This window comes from Bifidobacterium sp. wkB344 (genome assembly GCF_003688305.1).
GTDB lineage: Bacteria > Actinomycetota > Actinomycetes > Actinomycetales > Bifidobacteriaceae > Bombiscardovia > Bombiscardovia mizhiensis.
This window is the reverse complement of sequence record NZ_NPOQ01000024.1, coordinates 338,223-359,660: the sequence shown is the minus strand read 5'-3', so window position 1 is coordinate 359,660 and position 21,438 is coordinate 338,223. Positions and strand designations below refer to the sequence as shown.

General features: G+C 64.5%; 18 protein-coding genes and 1 tRNA gene. 3 read left to right on the top strand and 16 right to left on the bottom strand.

The features are described 5' to 3' along the window. Positions 1-13 precede the first annotated feature (13 nt). Both CI601_RS08270 and CI601_RS08265 read left to right on the top strand, forming a co-directional pair. Positions 14-1,906 carry a DUF6020 family protein gene (locus tag CI601_RS08270; protein ID WP_121915044.1) on the top strand — a complete coding sequence of 631 codons (1,893 nt, stop codon included), beginning with the start codon at positions 14-16 and terminating at the stop codon, positions 1,904-1,906. Then, positions 1,903-3,135 (top strand): CdaR family transcriptional regulator, encoded by a 1,233-nt coding sequence (locus CI601_RS08265; RefSeq protein ID WP_121915043.1) that lies wholly within the window; start codon positions 1,903-1,905, stop codon positions 3,133-3,135. The genes CI601_RS08270 and CI601_RS08265 overlap by 4 nt, the downstream gene beginning before the upstream one ends. Positions 3,136-3,210: 75 nt before the next feature. Here the strand turns inward: CI601_RS08265 and rplA are convergent, their stop codons facing one another. From rplA to dapE, 12 genes are all read right to left on the bottom strand, one after another. Further along, complete coding sequence (rplA, locus tag CI601_RS08260; RefSeq protein ID WP_029678147.1) at positions 3,211-3,900, bottom strand: 50S ribosomal protein L1; 690 nt, start codon at positions 3,898-3,900, stop codon at positions 3,211-3,213. Between the two features lie 64 nt (positions 3,901-3,964). Beyond that, a complete protein-coding gene (gene rplK, locus CI601_RS08255; RefSeq protein WP_121915042.1) occupies positions 3,965-4,396 on the bottom strand; it encodes a 50S ribosomal protein L11 in 432 nt (143 codons plus the stop codon). A 138-nt stretch (positions 4,397-4,534) separates the two neighbouring features. Then, positions 4,535-5,377 (bottom strand): transcription termination/antitermination protein NusG, encoded by an 843-nt coding sequence (gene nusG, locus CI601_RS08250; protein ID WP_024626850.1) that lies wholly within the window; start codon positions 5,375-5,377, stop codon positions 4,535-4,537. A gap of 30 nt (positions 5,378-5,407) precedes the next feature. After that, the gene (gene secE / locus CI601_RS08245; RefSeq protein ID WP_024626851.1) at positions 5,408-5,632 is read right to left on the bottom strand and encodes a preprotein translocase subunit SecE; all 225 of its coding nucleotides are present in this window, start codon (positions 5,630-5,632) and stop codon (positions 5,408-5,410) included. A 44-nt stretch (positions 5,633-5,676) separates the two neighbouring features. Then, a tRNA-Trp gene (locus CI601_RS08240) sits at positions 5,677-5,752 on the bottom strand. A 129-nt stretch (positions 5,753-5,881) separates the two neighbouring features. Further along, positions 5,882-7,090: a pyridoxal phosphate-dependent aminotransferase gene (locus CI601_RS08235; RefSeq protein ID WP_183129824.1), complete on the bottom strand. Its 1,209-nt coding sequence runs from the start codon at positions 7,088-7,090 to the stop codon at positions 5,882-5,884. A 43-nt stretch (positions 7,091-7,133) separates the two neighbouring features. Then, positions 7,134-8,276 carry a glutamate 5-kinase gene (proB, locus tag CI601_RS08230; protein WP_121915041.1) on the bottom strand — a complete coding sequence of 381 codons (1,143 nt, stop codon included), beginning with the start codon at positions 8,274-8,276 and terminating at the stop codon, positions 7,134-7,136. Next, positions 8,273-9,931 (bottom strand): GTPase ObgE, encoded by a 1,659-nt coding sequence (obgE, locus tag CI601_RS08225; protein ID WP_121915040.1) that lies wholly within the window; start codon positions 9,929-9,931, stop codon positions 8,273-8,275. The genes proB and obgE overlap by 4 nt, the downstream gene beginning before the upstream one ends. 127 nt (positions 9,932-10,058) lie before the next feature. Next, positions 10,059-10,310 (bottom strand): 50S ribosomal protein L27, encoded by a 252-nt coding sequence (rpmA, locus tag CI601_RS08220; RefSeq protein ID WP_015022457.1) that lies wholly within the window; start codon positions 10,308-10,310, stop codon positions 10,059-10,061. A gap of 32 nt (positions 10,311-10,342) precedes the next feature. Then, positions 10,343-10,651: a 50S ribosomal protein L21 gene (rplU, locus tag CI601_RS08215; protein ID WP_024626855.1), complete on the bottom strand. Its 309-nt coding sequence runs from the start codon at positions 10,649-10,651 to the stop codon at positions 10,343-10,345. Between the two features lie 154 nt (positions 10,652-10,805). Then, entirely contained in the window at positions 10,806-13,445 is a 2,640-nt protein-coding gene (locus tag CI601_RS08210) for an Rne/Rng family ribonuclease (protein WP_121915039.1), read from the bottom strand. A 236-nt stretch (positions 13,446-13,681) separates the two neighbouring features. Continuing rightward, on the bottom strand, positions 13,682-14,911 hold the full coding sequence (gene dapE, locus CI601_RS08205; RefSeq protein WP_121915038.1) for a succinyl-diaminopimelate desuccinylase: 1,230 nt from the start codon (positions 14,909-14,911) through the stop codon (positions 13,682-13,684). A 143-nt stretch (positions 14,912-15,054) separates the two neighbouring features. Here dapE and CI601_RS08200 point away from each other — a divergent pair, with 143 nt between their 5' ends. After that, the gene (locus CI601_RS08200; protein WP_121915069.1) at positions 15,055-15,999 is read left to right on the top strand and encodes an AEC family transporter; all 945 of its coding nucleotides are present in this window, start codon (positions 15,055-15,057) and stop codon (positions 15,997-15,999) included. A 22-nt stretch (positions 16,000-16,021) separates the two neighbouring features. Here the strand turns inward: CI601_RS08200 and CI601_RS08195 are convergent, their stop codons facing one another. The 4 genes from CI601_RS08195 to CI601_RS08180 all read right to left on the bottom strand — a co-directional run bounded on the left by CI601_RS08195 (position 16,022) and on the right by CI601_RS08180 (position 21,420). Further along, positions 16,022-17,371 carry a Maf family nucleotide pyrophosphatase gene (locus CI601_RS08195; protein ID WP_121915037.1) on the bottom strand — a complete coding sequence of 450 codons (1,350 nt, stop codon included), beginning with the start codon at positions 17,369-17,371 and terminating at the stop codon, positions 16,022-16,024. Further along, on the bottom strand, positions 17,361-18,413 hold the full coding sequence (gene thrB, locus CI601_RS08190; protein WP_121915036.1) for a homoserine kinase: 1,053 nt from the start codon (positions 18,411-18,413) through the stop codon (positions 17,361-17,363). The genes CI601_RS08195 and thrB overlap by 11 nt, the downstream gene beginning before the upstream one ends. After that, entirely contained in the window at positions 18,413-19,753 is a 1,341-nt protein-coding gene (locus CI601_RS08185) for a homoserine dehydrogenase (protein ID WP_121915035.1), read from the bottom strand. The genes thrB and CI601_RS08185 overlap by 1 nt, the downstream gene beginning before the upstream one ends. A gap of 95 nt (positions 19,754-19,848) precedes the next feature. Further along, positions 19,849-21,420: a diaminopimelate decarboxylase gene (locus tag CI601_RS08180; RefSeq protein ID WP_121915034.1), complete on the bottom strand. Its 1,572-nt coding sequence runs from the start codon at positions 21,418-21,420 to the stop codon at positions 19,849-19,851. Between the last annotated feature and the right edge of the window lie 18 nt (positions 21,421-21,438).

The window sequence follows — 21,438 nt, the reverse complement described above, 5'->3', positions numbered from 1 at the left end:
GAAAGGGGTTCTTTTGAGCGCAGACAGCGGAAGGGCGCAAGCGAGAGAGGCAGGCGAGCAACCTGCGCAGACTTCGGCCCTGCAGACCGTCAGGCCTGGGTCTCGTGCATCCCGGACCGTCGGCCTGATCCTGGCCCTGCTGGCCTGCCTCTGGATTGCCTGCTGCACCGGGCTGGGCCCCATCTACCGTCAGGAAGGTTCGATAACAGAGGTGGGCCTGCTCCAGGTGCTGATCATGCTGGGAACCCTGGCCGTCTGTTTGGCTCTGGTCCTGGCCTGCCGCCGGATTCTGCTGGGTTGCGAACCCCTACGAATGCCACAGCGGCTGACCGCCCTGGCGCAGCGCCCACGGATGCGTGCCTACGCGGCCTTCATCACCCGGCAAACCAGCGGCTGGCGGCCCATCATGCGCCTGCTCCTGCTGGGCTGGGCCTGGGCCTTTCTTACCCTGCTGGCCGCATACGGGGCCGACCTGTACGCCCAGGCCCAGGAATGCGCCAACTTCCTGGCCCAGCTGCAGGGCGATCAACCCCCCTACGGCAGCAATGCCTTCACCCAGATGGACGTCTACCCCATCGGCCACTACCTGTTGCCGGGGCATCCGGTCTTCCTGACCGACCAACACAACATGGTGCTGACTCTGGTCTACGGGATGACCATCATGGCCTCCAACCATCTGACCGGATCCTATGATGCCGGCATCGTCCTCCTGGCAGGGCTGCAGGTGATCTTCGCGGCCTTTTGCTGCGCCGTTACCGCCGACCGCTTCCTGCGCGGCAAGGGAACCGAACAAGTCGGAGCCCTGGCCTGCACTCTGGTCATGCTTTTCTTTCTTTTCTCCCCCTTTGTGGTCTTCAGCACCTTCAGCCTGACCAAGTCCCCCCTCTTCGCCTTCGCCTTCATCTGGTGGTTCGGCATCTGGCATCAGCTGGAGTCAGAGGACAGGAACTCGCCTCACTATGCCAGCCAAGCGGCACGGTTGCGGCCTGCCCTGGCCTTGAGCACCCTGATCATGCTGATCAGTGCCAAGTACGCCCTCTACATCGTTCTGGTCCAGCTGGTCCTGGCCCTGATCGTCCACCGTCGCCAATGGGCCACCATCCTGATCGGACTCCTGCTGCCCCTGGTCCTGTTCACAGGGGTGACCGGGACCCTGACGGCCACTGGGACGGTCATCCAGGGTGACCCCGTGGAGAGCCGCAGCATCCAGCTGCAGCAGATCGCCCGGGTGGCCCAACGCAATCCCCAAGGGATTCCGGCCCAGGCAAGAGCCGACCTTGAACCCATCATGGATCTGGACAATGCCGCCATCCAGTACACCCCCTGGGAGGCCGACCGGGTCAAGTCCTCGGGCAACCAGCCCAAACTGATCGTCTATCGCTGGAGAACCGTCACACCCGAGCAACTGTCCCGGCTGAACCGGGCCTGGCTCCAGGTGGGACTGCGCAACCCGGTGATCTACCTGGATGCTTTCATGGCCGAGTCCTACGGCTACTTCGACCCCGGTGACCCCGCCTACGTGGCCATGTCCTACTACCTGAACAATGGCTACGTGCAGAACTCAGGCTCCTGGCTGGCGGCCTGGTGCCATGACTGGCGCAACGGGGTGACCGGCTTCGTCAGAACCTGGGCCGACACTCCCCTGCTGGGCCTGGTGGCACGGGCCAACTTCTGGGTGGTGGCCGCCCTGCTGCTAATCGTCGCCCGACTGGCAGCCGGCCACTGGCGCGGGATCCTGTGCTGGTTCCCCCTCCTGCTGATCATGGGGGTCATGATCACCGCCCCAGCCAACAACTTCGAACGGCACATGCTGCCGGTGGACATGGTGGTGCCCTTCCTGATCCTGGACATGGTCCGACAGAGCCGCTGCGCCCGCGCCGAAAACCTGATGGACCGGCCGTCATGATCGGCAAGTCGAAGCGGCCCAGGCCGCAGGACGACGACCCTGCTGAGGCGCAGCAAGCTCACTGGGCACCTGCCGCTTCCGATACCGCCATGGAGCAGATTCTCCGGAAGACACTGGACCATCTGGATGAGACACTGCCTTGGGCCAGGTCCCTGCCCGCTGATGGTCGCAGAACCTTGGAAGGGGCCATTCGAACAGCTCTGGATGACCTGCTCTCCCGACTTGATGCCCGAGGCACAGAAGGCAGCGAAATCCCCTCCCCCGTACCAGCCGAGCTTTCCCGGAGCCTGGGCCCACACCGGGCCATGGAGTTGACCCAGGTCATTCTGGATATGCTTGAGGAGGCGGGCCGAACCATGGGGGCCGAGGGAGAACGGTCCACGCTGGTCTACACCCGTCATGCCGCCACCGCAGCAGCCGCTCTCTACGCCGACCTGGCCGAGGCAAGAAACGGACGCAAGGCCGCAACGGAGTCGAGGATCATCCGGCATTTGATTGAGCAAACGGCGGATACACGGACCGTTGACGATCTGGCACGGCTGGGCTGGCCGACCGAATTCGACTGCTTCGCCGTCGTTGGTGAAGCCCAAGGCAACGATGAGGGGCAGGGCATGGAAAACGCCCGTCATCCCATCCACACCACGGTGGCCCGTCAAGGCGGCAGGGCGCTGGTGGGCGAGAACGAGGGGCTCATGGTGGTCCTGGTCGACCCCAACCGGTCCGGCACCCCGGCCGACTTCTGCGCATCCATCCTGCGCTTCTTCACTGACGAATCAGCTGTATGCCTGGGACCTCTCCACTATGGAATCTCCGGCGCAGGAGCCTCCATACGAGCCGCCCTGAGCACGTACGCGGCGGCCCCGGCAGTGGCTGACCCCATCACTGCCGCCCTGCTCAGGCCACTGCACGCCGACGACCTGCTGCCCGAACGAGCCTTGAACGGGGACAGGGACGCTGCCGACCAGCTCTACCAGGAGGTCTACCTGAGCCTGGCCGGCCAGGATCCGGACGGGCCCCTGCCGACCACCCTGCTCACCTTCCTGCGCTCGGGCAACTCGCTGGAGGTCACTGCCAAGAAGCTTGGCATCCATCCCAACACCGTGCGCTACCGGCTCAGGCGCTGCGTTGAGGTGACCGGCTGGGATGCCATGGACCCGCGCGAGTCCTTCGTCCTCCAGGCAGCCCTGATCATCGGCAGGATCCGCAGGTCGCACCCGGACACCGACTGACTGGTGCCGAACCAGGATATAAAAAGAGCGGGGAACCGAAGGTCTCCCGCCCTGGAAATATACAGCCGAACCGACTCAGAGCACCGCGATGTCCAGGGGAACGCCCGGGCCCATGGTGGTCGTGACGGTGGCCTTGGTGATGTAACGGCCCTTGACCGTGGCCGGCTTCAGACGCTTGATCTCCTCGTCGACCGCGTGGAAGTTCTCCTCCAGAGCCTGCTGCTCGAAGGAAACCTTGCCCACGGGGAAGCTCAGGTTGCCGTTCTTGTCCACACGGAACTCGATACGTCCGGCCTTGATCTCGGTGACCGCCTTGGCCACATCCATGGTCACGGTGCCGGTCTTGGGGTTGGGCATGAGGCCACGGGGACCCAGGACACGGCCCAGACGGCCGACCTTGCCCATCATGTCGGGGGTAGCCACCACGGCATCGAAGTCCAGGTAGCCGCCGGCGACCCTGGTCACCAGCTCGTCGTCGCCCACCTCGTCAGCTCCGGCCTCGGCGGCTGCGGTCGCCTGAGGACCACGGGCGAAGACCAGGACGCGTACGGTCTTGCCGGTGCCGTTGGGCAGGCTGACGGTGCCACGAACCAGCTGGTCGGCCTTACGAGGATCCACGTTCAGGCGGTAGACGGCCTCTACGGTCTCGTCAAACCCGCGCTTGGGCATGCTCTTAAGCAGGGCGATACCCTCCTCGGGGGTGTACAGGTTGGTGCGATCGACCTTCTCGGCCGCCTCGCGGTACTTCTTGGAACGCTTGGTCATCTGCTTCTCCTATCAGCAGTCGCGGTGCGGGCAAGCGTATGCCCTACCGCTCACAACGAAAATTTCAGTCGGTGACGGTGATGCCCATGGAACGGGCAGTGCCTTCGATGATCTTCATACCGGCCTCGACGTCACGGGCCGACAGATCCTCCATCTTGGTCTGGGCGATCTCGCGAACCTGGGCCTTGGTGACGGAACCCACCTTGGTGGTCAGCGGGTTGCCTGCACCCTTGGAGACACCGGCGGCCTTGCGCAGCAGGTCAGCTGCCGGCGGAGTCTTGGTGATGAAGGTGAAGGAACGATCCTCGTAGACGGTGATGATGCAGGGGATGACCTGGCCCATCTTGTCCTTGGTGGCATCGTTGTACTGCTTGCAGAAGTCCATGATGTTCACGCCATGGGAGCCCAGTGCAGGGCCCAGCGGAGGTGCAGGGTTGGCCTTGCCGGCCTCAATCTGCACTTTGATCAGCGCGGCGACTTTCTTCTTTGCAGCCATATGCTGGTTCTTCTTTCTACGAAGCGGTGATGTCGGAGACCGTAGGTCCCCTCCCGCAACCTGTTCTTTCCAAATGCGCTCCACGAGGAAGCACAAGCTTGACGATTATCGCATCGACCGGGGACCGGCCGACGGCACTCAGACGATCTTCTCGACCTGGTCGAAGCCCAGCTCCACAGGGGTGTCCCTGCCGAAGATGGAGACCAGTACAGTCAGCTTCTGGGTGGTGGGCTCCACATCGGAAACCACGGCAGCCATAGTGGCAAAGGGCCCTTCGGTGACGGTGACCTGATCGCCGACGGCGTAGGAGACCTCCACCGTACGCTTCTTGGCGGCCTCAGGCTTGTCCCCAGCGGCCTTCAGCGCCTCGGAGGCAATCATGGGGGCCATCATCTGGACGACCTCCTTGCGGGTCAGCGGAGCCGGCTCCTTGCTGGGGCCGACGAACCCGGTGACGCCTTCAGTGTCGCGGATGATGCGGCGGGCGTTCTCGTCGGGCCACATGCGAATCAGCACGTAGCCAGGCACACGCACACGGGTGACGACCTTCTTGCCCTTGTCGGTGTGCTTCTCGACCTCCTCCATGGGGATCTCCACCTGGAAGACCTTGTCCTCCAAGCCGAAGGAGGCCACACGGGACTCCACGTTGGCCTTGACGCGCTTCTCATAGCCTGAGTAGGTGTGCAGAACGTACCACTTGCCCTCAAGGGTGCGCAGCTTCTTGGAGAACTCGTCCACGGCACGCTGACCGGGATCCTCCTGGTCGGCCTGATCGTCGGAATCGGAAGAATCGTCCTGAGTGTCCTTGGCCTGGGCGGATTCGGCAGGTGTGCTGTCCTGCTCGGCCTGCTCCGAAGAGGTTCCGAGCTGCTGATCCTGAACCTGGGTATCCTCCTGCGTGGGGGCATCATTGGATGCCGACGGGGCCGACTCAGCGGCCTGATCGGGGTCCAATCCCTCTCTGGTCAGATCATCACTCATGGATCACTCCACTTTCTACCTTGTCACGGCTCAGCCAAATATCAGGAAAGCCAGTTTACCCAGCCCGAAGTCCATCACGGTCACGAAGATCATCAGCAGCAGCACGAAGATGAAAACGGCCACGGACCAGCCCACCAGCTCCTTGCCTGTGGGGGTAACCACCTTGCGGATCTCATCGATGACCTGCTTGATGAAGAGCCCGATACGCATGAAGAAGTTCGGCCTGGCTTCCTCAGCCCCATCCTTCTGTGCCATGGTCATCCGTCCTTCGTTTGTTCTGCATCATCTGCTGCAAGCCTTGGCAGGGAAGGCGGGACTCGAACCCACAACCTACGGTTTTGGAGACCGTTGCGCTACCAATTGCGCCACTTCCCTATCGGAACTTCCCACCAGCTTACTCGGCAGGGAGGAAAAACCGCCAAATCGCAAGTCTAGCCTAAAGGGCGGATTGCGTCCAACCGTGTTGCCCCGACAGCATTTCGTCCAAGAGTCGGATGAGACGAATCAGGCACTGACCCAGTCCGCGAGGCGCCGCATGCCCTCGGCCAGGTCGTCGTCTGCCAACGCGTAGGAGAAACGCAGGCAGCCGGGCGCGCCGAAGGCCTCACCGGGCACGGCAGCCACCTGGATCTGCTCCAGGATGACCTCGGCCAGCTCACCCGAGGTAGCACAGACCGTTCCTTGCGGGCCCACTGGCCTATTCAGCAGACCGGTCACGTCGGCAAAGGCGTAGAAGGCACCCAGGGGTTCAGGGCAGGTAACCCCCTCCATAGCATTCAAAGCATCCACGATGGCCCGCCGACGCAGGGCGAAAGCTGATCGCATAGCCTCCACGTCTTTCAGGCCGCCGGTCAGGGCAGCCAGAGCCGCCTGCTGGGAGACGTTGGCCACGTTGGAGGTCATATGCCCCTGAAGCTTGGCGGCCGCCTGGGCCACCGGCAGTGGGGCAACCAGCCAGCCCACCCGCCAGCCGGTCATGGCATAGGTCTTGGCCACACCGTTGACCACGATCAGCTGATCGCGTACCTGCGGCACCAGAGCGCCCGGATAGGGGGTGTGCGCCCCCTGGTAGGTCAGATGTTCATAGATTTCATCACTGATCACCCAGATTTGGTGCTCCATAGCCCAGCGGTCCACGGCAGCCACCAGGTCAGCGGGCCAGACAGCCCCGGTGGGATTGGCAGGCAGGTTGAGAATGATGGCACGGGTGCGCTCGGTTCGGGCTGCCTCCAACTGCCCCAGGCTGGGGATATAGCCTTGGTCGGCTCCGCTCAACACCGGGACCGGCCGACCGCCAGCCAGCAGAACCATCTGGGGATAGCTGGTCCAGTAGGGCGCAGGAATAATAACCTCATCGCCGGGGTTCAACAGGATCTGGAAGGTCTCGTAGACGGCCTGCTTGCCGCCGTTGGTGACCACCACCTGATCCGGGTCGATCTGGTAGCCCGAATCGCGCAGGGTCTTGTCGGCGATGGCCTGCTTGAGTTGAGGCAGACCCGCCGTGGGCGTATAGCGGTGGTTGCGCGGATCCAGACAGGCGCGGGCCGCCGCCTGCACGATGTGGTCAGGCGTGGGAAAGTTGGGCTCGCCGGCGCCGAAGCTGATCACATTCATACCCTGGGCCTTCATGGCCTTGGCCTTTGAATCCACGGCCAGGGTGGCACTGGGGGCCACCGCATCTATGCGTCTGCTCAAGGTCTGCCATTGCGCCATAGTCATGTTGCCATGGTACCGCCCAGCACCCCCAGGGCTGTGCTCAGACCAGAACCAGAGAGTCCCGATGCACCAGCGGGTGGGCATAGTGGGCACCCAGTCGGCGGCGGAGTTCCTTGGTGTTGAGACCCAGCATGTCCTGAGCCTCCTCCGAATCGTAGCCGGACAGGCCCTTGGCCACCTGGCGACCAGACTCATCGTGGATCCAGACCGGATCCCCGGCCGAGAACTCACCCTGGACCGATCTGGCACCAGCCGCCAGCAGGCTGGCACGACCGCCACGCAGGGCTTCGACAGCCCCCTGATCCACCAGATAGCCGCCCCGGGGACGGGAGGCGAATTTGATCCAGAGCCGGTGCGAGGAGCCCCGCGGACGGATGGGGGCAAAAAGGGTGCCCACCCTGTCACCGGCCAGGGCAGGACCTGCAAGGTCGGCGCGGGTCAGGACCACGGGCATGCCGGAGGCCGCAGCAATTCGTGCCGCCTCCAGCTTGGTGGACATGCCCCCGGTCCCCAGCCCGGAGACGGACCCCTGGGCATCCACCTGGTCCATGATGGCCGCCACATCGGGCACGAAGCTGATTCTACGGGCACTTGGCCGGGATGGGGGCTCGGTGTAGAGGGCATCCACGTCAGTCAACAGGACCAGAGCGTCGGCGCTGACGATGTTGGCGATCAGGGCCGAAAGGTGGTCGTTGTCGCCGAAGCGGATCTCGTTGCTGGCCAGGGCGTCGTTCTCATTGACGATGGGGATGACCCCCAAATCCAGCAGACGGCAGAGCGTGCGCCGGGCGTTGCGGTACTGGACGGCATGGGTGGTGTCACGGGCGGTGATCAGGATCTGGCCAACCCGCAGGCCATAACGGGCGAAGGCAGTCTCGTACTGAGCCATGAGCAGACCCTGGCCTACCGAGGCCGTAGCCTGCTGGGTGGCCACGTCATCAGGGCGTTCGTCGAATCCCAGGGTGCCGAAGCCGGCTGCGATGGCCCCGGAGGTGACCAGGACCAGGCGAGCACCATTGACGGCCGCAGAGGCCAGGGCACCCACCAACGAACGCAGGCGGTCAAGATCCAAGTGCCCGTGAGGATCGGTCAGGGAGCTGGATCCTACCTTGACCACCATGGTGCGGGCCTGAGCCACCCGGGAGCGGACCGCGGCCTCGTCGGATTCCTCACCGCCGGTCATTGTCCAGCCTCCTCCGAGCGCCCCAGCAGACCCTGCCTGTCGTGGGGATCATCGTCCACGGAAGGATCGGCCCAGTGTCCCTGGCGTCGCTCCTGCTCCATGACCTGACGCACCGCCTGCCTGGCGTCCATCATCTGGTGGTACTGGCGGCGGCGTTCGCTGTTGGTGCGGCGGCGGTTGAGCCCCTGGCTCTCCTCCAGACGCAGGTCACGGCCCCGGGCCACCTGGGGGGTGCCGTCCAGCATTTCGGCGCCGGCCGCCACGCTCGGATCCCAGTCGAAGGCCACCGCATCGTCGCCAGGGCCGATGCGGACCTCGTCCCCAGGCCTGGCTCCAGCCTTACGTAGGGCGTCCTCCACACCCATCCGGGCCAGGCAGTCGGCCAGGTATCCCACGGCTTCCTCGTTGTCGAAGTTGGTCTGGCGAACCCAACGCTCGGGCTTGGCACCGCAGACCCGGAACCAGGTCTGTCCGGACCTGGTCTGATGCCGCTCAAGGGTGAAGTCCCCGGACTGGTCGGCATTCCTGCGCCGACGTTCCAAGGGACGGATGACCACGCGCTCCTCCTGCCTGGCCTCCTGCTGCTCCCGCAGCTGCCTGCGTAGGCGGTCCACCAGACCGGCCAGGTAGTAGCCCAGTTCCTTGAGCCCCTGATGCGAGGCTGTTGAGACCACGAAGACCTTGAGGCCCAGGGCTTCGAAGTCAGGACGGACAAATTCGGCCAGTTCACGGGCCTCCGGCAGATCAGCCTTGTTGAGGATGATCACCCTGGGCCGCTCGGCCATGGGGATGACCCCCAACGGAAGCTCCAAGCGGTCGGCATAGCGGGAAAGCTCCTCCTCCAGGGCCCGGTAGTCGCTCATAGGGTCCCGATCAGGCTCCAGGGTGGCGCAATCGATGACGTGGGCGATGATCTCAGTGCGCTCGATATGTCGCAAAAACTCCAGTCCCAGGCCCTTGCCCTGGGAGGCCCCCGGGATCAGCCCTGGCACGTCGGCCATGGTGAAGCGGCTCTCCCCTGCCTGGACCACGCCCAGGTTGGGCACCAGGGTCGTAAATGGATAGTCGGCGATCTTGGGCCTGGCCGCGCTCATGGCCGCCACCAGGCTGGACTTGCCCGCGCTGGGGAAACCCACCAGAGCCACGTCGGCGATGGATTTGAGCTCCAGCACCAGGTCGCGCTCCTGCCCGGGGTCTCCCAGCAGGGCGAAGCCGGGAGCCCGCCTGGCCTTGGTGGCCAGGGAACGATTGCCCAGGCCGCCCACGCCGCCCTGGGCGGCTACGAACCTGTCGCCTGCATGAGCCAGGTCAGCCAGACGCTCACCAGGTTGCTTGCGCTCGCCCTGGCCTCCCTTGGCCGTGAAGACCACAGTGCCCACCGGTACTGGCAGAATCAGATCCTGGCCGCGGCTGCCATCCTTGTCGCCGCCCAGACCCATAGTGCCCGATTCGGCCTGGCGGTGCGGCAGGAAGCGGTAGTCAAGCAGACTGGTGGCGTTGGCATCGGCCTGAAGAATGACCGAACCGCCCTGACCGCCGTCGCCCCCATCGGGCCCGGCCAGGGGCTTGTATTTCTCGCGGCGGATGGAGGAAGCCCCATTGCCGCCATCGCCACCCTTGACATGGACGGTGACCTGATCCACAAATGCGCTCATAGGGGCCCATGGTACTCAATCCGGCCTGACATGCGGCCCCTGAGAGCTGAATGCCCGGCATCTCCATACATATGCAAAAAGGCCACCCCATGACAGGGATGGCCTTTGGCTGACCCCGATAAGGCAATCAGGCGGTAAGCACGTCAACGACCTTGCGGTCACGCCGGTTGGCGAACCGAACCGTTCCGTCCGTCAGGGCGAAGAGGGTGTGGTCCTTGCCCAGGCCGACGTTCTGGCCGGGATGGAACTTGGTGCCACGCTGGCGAACGATGATGTTGCCGGCCACTACGGCCTCGCCGCCGAACTTCTTGACGCCCAGGTACTGTGCATTCGAATCGCGCCCGTTGCGTGAGCTGGACGCGCCCTTCTTATGTGCCATGTCTGGTTCCTTTCCTACCTCGACCTAGGCCCTCAGGCGATGGCCGTGATCTTGACCACGGTCTGCTTCTGGCGGTGACCCTTGCGGCGCGCCACGCCGGTCTTGTTCTTGAACTTCTGAATGTTGATCTTGGGGCCCTTGGCCTCGTCGTCCACGACCTCGCCCTTGACGGAGATCTTGGCCAGATCCTTGGCGGCCATGGTCACCTTGGATCCATCGACAACCAGCGCGACCGGAAACTCGACCGACTCGCCCTTCCTGGCAGCCAGACGGTTGACCGTGATCTGGTCACCGACCTCGACCTTCTCCTGATGGCCTCCGGCCTTCACAATCGCGTACATAGCCCTACCTTGCCTGTTGTCCAAAGCTGTATGCGCCCGGTATCCGAGTCCTGCCTTGCAATTGACGGACCCGTCCAGACACCAGCTAACCAGTATAGAAGCAAACACACCGCGTCGTCAAATGTGCCTGCTCCGCCGACAAAACGAAATCAGTCTATGACTCCTTGACGACATCCGCCGTCTCAGCCTGAGCCTCGTCCTCGTCCGATGCCGCCTGGGCCGCCGCAGCGATCCTGGCCAGCTTGGCCTTGACCGCAGGCGTCGAGCCGGTGGACAGGGTCTCCTTGGCAGAGGAGCCATGACCATGCTTGTTGGTCTTGACGAAGGGGTCGCCGCCCTTGACCGCATAGGGGTCGGCATAAGAGGCGGAGATGGTCGGCTTGTCGTGGAGGATGAAGCCTCGGCCATGACAGGTGGGGCACTCTTCGGAGAAGGCCTCGACCAGACCCTGGCCCACCCGCTTGCGGGTCATCTGAACCAAGCCCAGGGATGTGACCTCGGCCACCTGGTGCTTGGTGCGGTCCCGGGCCAGACACTCCACCAAGCGGCGCAGGACCAGGTCGCGGTTGGCCGGCATGACCATATCCACGTAGTCGATCATGATCATGCCGCCGATGTCGCGCAGGCGCAGCTGCCGGGCGATCTCCTCGGAAGCCTCCAGGTTGCAGCGGGTCACCGTCTCCTCCAGGGACTTGCCCTTGCCGATGAAGCGGCCCGTGTTCACATCGATGGTGGTCATGGCCTCGGTACGGTCGATGACCAGGGATCCGCCGGAGGGCAGGTAGACCTGACGTTCCATGCCCTTGCGCAGCTGGCTGTCGATGCTCCAGCGGTCGAAGACATCCTTGCCCTGGTGCTCGGCCGGGTCCCAGTGCTCGAGCTTCTCCTCCAGGTCGGGGGCCATGGTCTCCAGGTAGTTGCGGACCCGCTCATAGACCCCTTCGCCCTGGACCACCAGCTTGGCGAAGTCGTCGTTGAAGATATCGCGAACCACGCGGATGGCCACGTCCGGCTCGCCCTGCAGGAGCTTGGGGCGCTTACCGTGCAGGAACTCCTTGCGCTTGTCCTCGATCTTGCTCCACTGACGCTGCAGGTTCTCCAGATCTTTGGTCAGGGCCTCCTCGCTGGCCCCCTCTGCAGCGGTGCGGATGATGACGCCCATATCCTTGGGAGCCACCCTAGAGACGATGCTCTTAAGGCGGGAACGCTCGCGGTCGGGCAGCTTGCGGCTGACACCGGTCATGCCGCCCGAGGGCACCAAGACCAGGAAACGGCCGGCCAGCGTGACCTGCGAGGTCAGCCGGGCGCCCTTATGGCCGATGGGATCCTTGGTGACCTGAACCAGCACGGGGTCGCCGGACTTGAAAGCCAGCTCAATCCGGCGGGGCTGGCCCTCCAGACGGGTGGAATCCCAGTTGACCTCGCCGGCATAGAGCACACCGTTGCGGGCCTGGCCGATGTCCACGAAGGCAGCCTCCATGCTGGGCAGGACGTTCTGGACCCGGCCCAGGTAGATATTGCCGACAGTGGAGACCTCCTGAATGTCGGAGACATAGTGCTCCACCAGGATGTCGTCCTCGATGACCGATATCTGGGTGTGGTGCTCCTTCTCACGCACCACCATCAGACGGTTGACGTTCTCACGGCGGGCCAGGAAGTCCTGCTCGACCAGCTGGGACTGACGCGAACGCTCGCGGCGGTTGTCCCGCCGACGCTGCTTCTTGGCCTCCAGACGGGTGGAGCCCTCCACGTCAGTGATCTCGTCAATATATTGCTGCTTGCGGGAACGGCGAGTGCCGGACACCTCCGACTCGCCCTCGGCGGACTTGGAACCCCTGCGACGGCGGCGACGACGAGTCAGCGGGGCCTCGTCCTCATCATCCTTGTCCTGCTCGTGCCCTCGACGGCGACGACGGGTGGAAACGGATTTCTCGGAGTCCTCCTCATCGCTCTTGGTACGGCGGCGACGACGGGTGCGGGTGCCGGACTCCTGCTGATCCTCGTCCTGCTCCTGGTCCTCGTCGTTCACGAAGGTGATGCCCTCGTGGTCCAGATCCTCCTCGATGCGCTCCACCTCGTCGGCGGCCCTACGCTCCTCAGCGTTGAGCCTGCGGGAACGGCGCGAACCGCCCTCAGAAGTGTTCCTGGACCTGCTCCGGCGAGAGGCCTTGGGCGATTGCTCGGCATCCTCGTCCTCATCATCCCGCTCGTCGCGCTCATCGTGCTCAGGCCGGGTGGCGGGGATGACGGGCTCCTGGAAGAGCAGGGATGTCATAGGACGGGGGCGGGAGGCGCGCGGGCGTTCATCCTGCCCTTCAGCCTTCCGACCTGACCTCTGACTGCGGCCCGAGGTCAGTGCCTCCACAGCCTCGATGGCACGCTCCTGACGCTCCTGATCAGCCTCACCCTCCTGGGTATGCTCCTCGGTGCGTCGGCGGGCAGCAGTTCGGGTGCGACGACGAGTGGTCGTCCTGGTCGGCTTAGTCTCACTCTCATCAACCTGGACGTCCTGATCGGCCGCCTGATCCTCCTTGGGCTTGCGGGCGCGACGGCGACGGGTGGCGGAGGACTTGGACTCGTCGTCTTCCTCCTTGGCCTTGCGGGAGGCCTTGCGCTTCTCGGCCTCGACCTTCACAGGCACGTCGGCACCAGCAGCACCGGCCACTCTGACCACGCGCCGTCCAGCGCGGCGACGGGTGACGGAACCAGCGGTCTGGTCGACCTGCCGTTCCTGCCCATCCCTGATAGCGGACCTATTATCCTGGGTATCCTCGGTATTCGTTTTTTCGGGCACAATGCTCCTTGCGGCACGCCGCCTCGCGCCGCTCTCACGGTTCCGATCCGTCCTCACGCTGCACTCTCACTGCAGCCGCGCACCTGCGTGCGCCCGATCGAAACGCCTTGGCAAAAAGTCTTCCTGACGCAGGCGGACACCGACGCCCGCACGGATCACTGGGTCTCCGTCCGGGGGGATCAACGCCTACGCTGCAAGTGGTCAGGCAGAACCACCGTCCTCTAGTATGTCACAGATCAGCGGCTATCAGGTCCATTGAGCCATTCGACCAGTATGGCTTCCAGCCTAACCAGGTCATCCAGGGGCACCTGTTCGTCGGCCTTGTGGGCCAGCAGGGGATCTCCCGCCCCCAAATTGACGGCTGGTAGGCCAAGGGCTGAAAACCGCGCCACATCGGTCCATCCCAGCTTGGCGCGAGGCTGCTGACCCGTGGTTCGGGCGACCAGGTCCGCCAGCGAACGCGCCCAAGGCGAGTCCAAACCAGGACGGGCCGCGGGCGATTCGTCGCACATGCGCACCGAAAATCCCTGGAAGACTCCGCCCAGGGCCATGTGTTCGCCATTGCCCAGCTCAGCGCCCGTCCCCTGACCCATCATCAGCTCCTTGGCCTGGGCCAGGCTCTTGTCAGGGGCGAACCGGTAATTGACATGTACCCGACAGAGGTCGGGGATGACGTTGGTGCCCAGGCCGCCCTCGATCATGGTGGCGTTGAGCCCCTCCCGATAGTCCAGGCCATCCACCTTCACCGTGGCCGGATGGTACTGCTCCAGCCGGTCCAGAATGGGCGCGGCAGCGTGGATGGCGTTGCTGCCCATCCAGGCCCGGGCGGAGTGGGCCGCCGTGCCGTGGGTGATCAGGTCGAAGCGCATGGTTCCGTTGCAGCCGGCCTCGATGGTGCAGTCGGTGGGTTCGCCGATGATGGCGAAATCCCCCTGTACCCAGTCGGGGTGGGCGGCCACCACACGGCCCAGCCCGTTCAGATCGGCCCGGACCTCCTCATGGTCGTAGAAGATGAAGGTCAGGTCATAGACCGGCTTCTGCAGGGTGAGCGCCAGGTGGAGGAAGACGGCATCCGAGGCCTTCATGTCGGCGGTGCCCCGGCCATAGAGCACCCTGGATCCTGGGTGGGCGGCAGCCAGGTCGGCGCGGATGTCCGGGTCGCCCGGCTCCAGCCAGCGCGGGGGCAGGTTCCCATCCACGGGGACGGTGTCCAGATGACCGGCAAGGACGATGCGGTGGGGGCGACCCAGCTGTGTTGAGGCCACGACCGTGTCGCCCAACCGTCGGACCAAGAGGTCAGCCCTTGACGACAGGGCCCTCTGGACGGCATCAGCCAGGGCGCTCTCCTGGTCGCTGACCGAGTTCAGGGCGGTCATGGACTCCAATATCCTTGCCAGGGCCTGTGCAGGTTCAGCCCCCTGTGCGCCGGCGAGAAGATCAATATCGGTCTGTGTGTTCTTGGCCATAATGCCATGCTAGCGGGCCGGGAATCGCAGGTGGACTTGCAGCCGCAAGCATGAGGCCCGGGTGGCACAATGGGGACGACAGAAGCGGTGGCACTCCGCCTGGGAGGCCACCGTCCACCATGCGAGACGAGGAGGATGCCGGAGTGCCTGGACTGCTCAGTGCCATGGAAGGATTCTTCATCATCGGCGTGGTCATCGCCGTGGGCTATGTGGCCGCCCGCTTCCATGTAGGAGGTCCCACGGCCCAGCTGGTACTGAACAAGTACTCCTTTTTTGTGTCAACGCCTTGCCTGATGTTCGCCATCCTCTCCAAGCAGAAGCTGTCGGTCATCTTCCACCCCAGCATCATCGTGGCCTTCCTGTCGGCGGCGGCTGTGGGCCTGCTCTTCGTGGCCCTGAACGCAGCCAGCTTCCACCTGCCGGCCGCCGAAGCCACCATCGGCGCTCTGGACTCCCTGTATTTGAACTCCAACAACATCGGGCTGCCTGTGGCCACCTATATTCTGGGCAATCCCACACTGGTGGCGCCCATCCTGGTCATGCAACAGGCCCTGTTCACGCCAATTGGGCTGACCGTTCTGGACGCGACCACCTCTGGCAAGCTCTCGATCAAGACCATCCTCAAACAGCCCCTGAAGCAGCCCATCCTCATCGGCTCCATAGGCGGCATAGTGATTTCGGCCATCAGCGCCCAGGCCGGTCATTTCGTTATCCCCGACTTTGTCTACAAGCCCATCGACATGATCGGGCAGTCAGCCGTGCCCATGATCCTCATGGCCTTTGGCATGTCCCTGCGGGGTTCGCGGCCCATGGGCCGGGGCACCGACCGTCGTGCCACCCTGTGTGCGGTCATCCTGAAGAATCTGGTCATGCCCATCATCGCCTACCTGCTGGCCCGGTTCATGATGGGCTTCAGCGGGGCGGAACTGTACGGGTGCGTGGTTCTGGCGGCCCTGCCCACCGGCCAGAACGTCTACAACTACGCGGCCCGGTACGAGGTGGGAACCACCTTCGCCAGGGACGGCATCCTGCTGAGCACGATCACCTCGCCCGTGGTCATCGCCCTGGTCGCTATGCTCCTGAGCTGATCAACCCGACCGGGCCTTCTGTTCAGCCTTCGGCCGCCAGAGTCTCCAAGCGTTGCCGGAAGTGCGGCCAGTCCTGACCGAAGGCCTTCAAAAGGGGCAGGTCCGCGACCTTGTCCAGATCCACCCATTCCAGGGCAATGCTCTCATCGTCATTCATGCGGGGCTCGACCTGATGGCCGGGACGCTCAAAGGCCAGGATGGTCGTGTAGCCCCAGGGTCCATGATCCTCCAGGTAGGAGCCCACCACCTGAATGTCCTCCGGACGGATATTGGCCTCCTCATAGCTCTCGCGCAGACCGCCCTCCAAGGGGTTCTCCCCGTCGGAGATGGCGCCGCCCGGCACACCCCAGGTGCCGCCCTCGGCGCTCCAGCGGGCCCGGTGCTGCAGAAGCACACTGACCGGCGCGCCCGTGTCGGCATCACGCCGGGCCAGCAAGACGCCGGCAGCCCCGTTGAGCCCCCAGTGACGTCTGCCGCAGGCGCAGTCCACCCACCCGTCGCCAGGCTGGTGGACGTTCTCCACGGGGGCGACCAGTCCTTCAGGACCATGCGTCGATCCGGCGGTCTGCTGCCGCTCGGGCATGACCCGTCCTGCCCATAGTTGAGGCCAGGAGACACCCAGCTCCTGGGCCAGGGCGCGCAGGGTGGGCATGCTCAATCCCATTACCCCGCTGGGGTCGCCTTGGATGCCCTGGATGAAGGCACTGCCCAATCCCTCCAAGGTGAAGGAGCCGGCCACCTCCAAGGGTTCGCCGGTGGCCACATAGGCTTGCATGACGGCCCTGTCATAGTCTCCGAAGGTCACCTGAGCGCTGCTGACCGCTCGGGCCCGTCGGCCGGTGGCCAGATCGATCAGACAGTGGCCGGTGACCAGGGTGCCGGTTCGGCCGCGCATGGCCATCAGCCGCTCCAGAGCACGCTCCGGCTGGTGAGGCTTGCCCATGACGGCGCCGTCCATGCTGAACAGTGAGTCACACCCCAGCAGGAGGGGTCCGCGCCCGACACCGATCATCCCGCCCCAGGCTCCAATGACCTGGCTCATGGGATCCCTGGAGGATGCATCCGAATCGCCCTGGCTCAGAGGCCTAAACGTGACCAGATCGCCCCGCGAGCGCCTTTCGGCATCCTTGACGGCATCCATGGTCGCTTGAACTGCCGAAGCCTTGGCCTCGGCCAAAACACTGACCCGTTCGCGCACATCCAGGTCCTCCAGGTGACAACCCAGTTTACGGGCCCGTTCCGCCAGAACGGCCGGCTCATCCACCTTTGAGGGTCGGATGATGGGGTCGATGCCCGCCTGGACCAGAAGCCGCCGCCTGGAGGGAGAGGATGAGGCCAGGATGAGTGGGATATGCCTGTCTTCAGTGTTCACGATAGCCTTCCTGGTCCCCTTCCACCTGGACCCCCTTGCGATCCACGTCCAGCGACAGGATCCGCCAGCGGCCGGAATCCAGATAGTCCTTGGCAAGGGTCTGCAACTCATTTTCGGCATCACCGTAATGCAGGACGATAATGCAGGGCCCGGCTCCAGAGACGGCTGCCGCGTAACCCTGACGGCGCAGGAGCTGCAGGAGCTTGGTTGATGAGGGCATGAGCCCAGCCCGGTATGGCTGATGGAGCCGGTCCTGGGTGGCTACGAAGAGCAGGGCGTTGGATCTGGCAGCCTGCTCATTGGCCTCGGCTCCCTGGTCATCCAGGGATCCAGGGTTCAGAGCGCCAGGAATCAGGGCCGCCCGTGACAGGTTGTGAACGGCATCCGCGTACGGCACACGGTTGGGCAGGGCCTGCCGTGCCTTCTGCGTGGACAGATGAGCGCCGGGAACGAAGACTGTGGCTTTGATGGCCGGATCCACCTTGTAGCGCAGGGTGTGGTAGCCACCCTCCAAGGGCACGCCCCCGGCTATGGGCAGGGAACCCACCCCCTCGCCAGTGGCCAGATCATAGGAGACGGTCAGCCCACCGTAGACGGCAGGCGCCACATTGTCGGGATGCCCCTCGATCTGAGCGGCCAGGGCGAAAACGGCATCACGGCGCAGTGGGCCCTTGTGGGCGAAGGCCGCAGCCGCCGCGATTCCAGCCACGATGGCCTCGGCGCTGGATCCCAACCCTCTGGCCTGGGGGATTCGGTTGACCGCGCGCATGATGAAGCCGAACCTCGGCAGTCCGAAGACCTGACAGGCCCGCCTGAAAGTAGAGACGACCAGGTGGGTCTCGTCCCGGGGCAGGGTCCGCTCCCCCTCGCCCTTGATCACGACATAGGCGGTGGTGTCGCCCGGATCCACGGAACGGGTGAAGACGATCTCGTCATGGTAGTCCAGCGCCAGGCCGACTGCATCGAAACCTGAACCCAGGTTGGCACTGGTGGCTGGCACACGTACCCGTACAGTAGACGGACCCTCTGCAGCAGCTGCCATCATTGGGCCTGCCGATCGAAGACGCGCAGGATGGAGGCCTGACCGGTGACCGAGTCGAAGGTGGAGATTCGCTCGACCACCTGCCGCAGGATCACCTCATCGCACAGGTGGGTGACCACGCGAAGCTGCTGGATCTCTCCGCTGTAACCCGGGTCATGCAGGGTGGGCTTGATGTCCTGGTTGACGCCGTTGATGGAGATGCCCGCCTCGGAGAAGACCTGAGCGATGGCCGCCAGCACGCCAGGCTTGTCGTGAATCAGGAAGCGGACGGCAAAGGCGGCCCGGGACGCATCCAGCGGGGCCATGGGGATGTTGGCGTACATGGAGATTCCCGGACCCATGCCATGCTGGACGATGTGGCGGGCCTCGGTGACCACATCCCCCAGAACGGCTGATGCGGTGGGTGCCCCGCCTGCGCCCCGACCGTAGAACATGAGGTCGTCGGCGGCCTTGGCAGTGACGAAGACGGCGTTGAAGCTGCCATGGACCGAGGCCAAGGGGTGGTTGTCTGGGATCAGCGCCGGGTAGACCCGGGCGGAGATACCCTGTTCGCCGCGTTCAGCCACGGCCAGAAGCTTGATGACCCGGTGCTCGGTCTGTGCGGCCGCAATATCGTCGGCGGTGATGGCGCGGATGCCCTCCACGGGTACGTCATCCATGCGCACATCAGTGTGGAAGGCCAGCGTGGCCATGATAGCGGCCTTGGCGGCTGCATCCAGCCCGTCCACATCGGCAGTGGGGTCCGCCTCAGCAAAGCCCTTGGCCTGGGCGTCGCGCAGGGCCTGATCGAATTGCAGACCCTTGGTGGTCATTTCATCAAGAATGTAGTTGGTGGTCCCGTTGACAATGCCCACCAGGCTGGTGATGCCGTCGCCCACCAAGGACTCACGCAGGGGCCGCACGATGGGGATGGCCCCGCCCACGGCCGCCTCGAAGTAGATGTCGACACCCCGCTCTTCGGCAGCCCGGTAGAGCTCAGGACCGTGCTGGGCCAGGAGGGCCTTGTTGGCGGTGACCACGCTGGCGCCGGACTCGATGGCCTTGAGCAGCAGGGTGCGGGCCGGCTCAATGCCGCCGATCAGTTCGATGACGATGTCCGCCCGGGTGACCAGGTCGGCCGAGTCTGTGGTCAGCAGGGACGGATCGATCCAATCAGCCTTGACCTTGTCAGGATGGAGGACGGCGATGCCCACCAGCTGCAGGGGACGGCCCACTCGACTGGCCAGGTCCTGGCTCTGCTCCACCAGGAGGCGGGCGGTCTGGGAACCCACGGTCCCGGCCCCCAGAAGTGCTATGCGGATGGGCCTGACGGCCTCCTGCTGCTGCGTGCGTTCAGGCATATGGATCCTCCATCCGCCCCATCGGGGCCTGTCGCAGGGTGTTGCTCCATCTTAGAAAGCCAATCCGACACCCGCATCCGCCAAGGCGAAGCACATCATCCCTGATCCAAGGCCAGCAGGTCATCCATGGTCTGCCGTCGCAGCATCAGATGGGCACCGGACTGGTCCAGACCCACCACGGGAGGGATCAGAGCCTGATTGTAGTTGCTGGCCATGGTCCGCCCGTAGGCGCCGGTCACCGGCACCAAAAGCAGATCACCCCGGCGGATGTCCGCAGGCAGGGCCACATCCTGCACCAGGATGTCTCCCGATTCACAGTGCTTACCCACCACACGGGCCTGGATCCGGTCCGCACTGCCCTCCCGGTTGGCCAGAACAGCCGTGTATTCGGCTCCGTAGAGGGCCGGACGAATGTTGTCGCTCATGCCGCCATCAACCGAAACGTAGGTGCGCACGCTTCCGTCAGACAGGGGGACGGGCTTGACGGTGCCCACCCGGTACAGGCTCATGCCGCAGGGAGCCACGATCCAGCGGCCGGGCTCGAAGGCGATGACCGGCATCGGCATACCCAGACGGCGGTTGATGGCGACCATGTCGGCTCCCAGACTGGTCAGGGTCTGGTCCAGGTCCATCCGATCCTCATCCGGCGTGTAGGGCACGGAGAAGCCACCGCCCAGATCCACCTCGGGCATCAGGTATCCGTCGGTGGCCCAGAAGGTGTGCCGCAGCAGCATCATGCGCCGGGCGGCCTCGATGAAGGCCGAAGAGTCATGAATCTGGGAGCCGATATGGGTATGGATGCCCACCAGCTCCAGTTCTCGCTCGTAAGAGCGAATCTCTTTGAGCAGGGCGATGGCCGGTCCGTCAGCCAGGGCGGACATGGCTTTGATCCGGGCGGGATCAGCAGGTTCAGCAGGCCCGTTGGCAGCCGAATACAGGGCCGAGGAGGACGGGGAGACCACAGAATCGCCAGGAGCCAAGGGGGTGTCATTCTTCACGGCCACCGAAGCCACTGCCCCAGCCTGTCCGGAGGATCCAGGCTCAGGTCCAAGGTCCAGCAGGCCCACGTCAGTGCCCTGGGGAAGCAGAGGAATGCCGAACTTCTGATCCTCGTGTGCAGTGGAAATGTACTCATGGCCACCGGCGTGCACACCCACGGTCACCCGGAGCATGACCTTGGCGCGACGTCCCTGGGCCCTTGCAGCAGCGGCGATTCGTGCAGGCTCGTCGGGCGCGTCGATGACGATGGCCCGATAGCCCTCCCTGACAGCCAGGTCGATCTCCTGGTCGGACTTGTTGTTCCCGTGCAGGACCAGACGACGGCCAGGGGCGCCGGCAGCCTGAGCGATCAGCATCTCACCCAGGGAACAGGTGTCGATATCCAGCCCCTGGCGCAGCATGATCCGCACGGTCTCCTTGCTCAGGAAGGCCTTGCCCGCGTAGCTGACCCTGGTGGTCGCACCGCCCAGGTCACGCAAGGCCGCCTGACGGAAGGCCGAGGCTCGTTCAGCCATCATCGCAGTGTCCATCAGATACATGGGGGTGCCGTAACGCTTGGCCAGGTCCTCCATGGAGCACCCATGCATGGTCAGCATGCCCTGGTGGTTCCGCTGCAGAGCTCCGGGCCAGAACCCGTCGGGCCCCAGCCCGCACATCCCTGTTTCCATCAACGACCTCCCGGTGAC